This window comes from Hymenobacter agri (assembly GCF_054778495.1).
On sequence record NZ_BAAGZM010001300.1, the window covers coordinates 1 to 535 of the forward strand.

Sequence of the window (535 nt, forward strand, 5' to 3'; positions counted from 1 at the left end):
CAAGCTGGGCCTTGAGGGCGGTGCCATCCACGCCGGACGGCTTGGCGGGAGCAGCCGGGGCCGAAGCGGCGGGGGCTTCCTGAGCCAGCGTTTCGGGGGCAATGGCAGCCGCGGCCTTCTCGTCGAGCTGGAACAGGTAGGCATCCTTGCCAATTACCGGCGCGGGCTTCTGACTGCCATAGAAAGTGCTGGCCTTGAATGCCTGCCGCTTGGTGAGCAGCTCATAGGCTGCATCGCCATTGAGCTTGGTGGGCAGCAGCTGGAACACCACCGCCGGCCAGGTTTCAAAGTCCTTGAGGTGCAGGAAGGAGAGGGGCTTGGTGCTGGCCTTGGGGCCGAGCTTGTCGGCGGCCAGGGCGCGGTAGGGGCGGGCAGCAGTTTCTTCGCCGTAAGTGAACAGCACGTCGGCCTCAGTGTTGTTGATGAGTGTGACGCCCAGCAGCTCAGGCGATTGGTGCACCAGGGCCAGGAACAGGCCTTTGGCCGCCGCCGGCTGCTTACCGCCCGCGCCGGGCCCGCTGCCGCCCACCGGCTT

The 535-nt window shown here is 66.7% G+C and carries 1 pseudogene; it reads right to left on the reverse strand.

Features of this window, described 5'->3' with window-relative positions:
• Nucleotides 1-535: pseudogene (locus ACYVDE_RS25905) on the reverse strand (hypothetical protein); the annotation flags it as partial.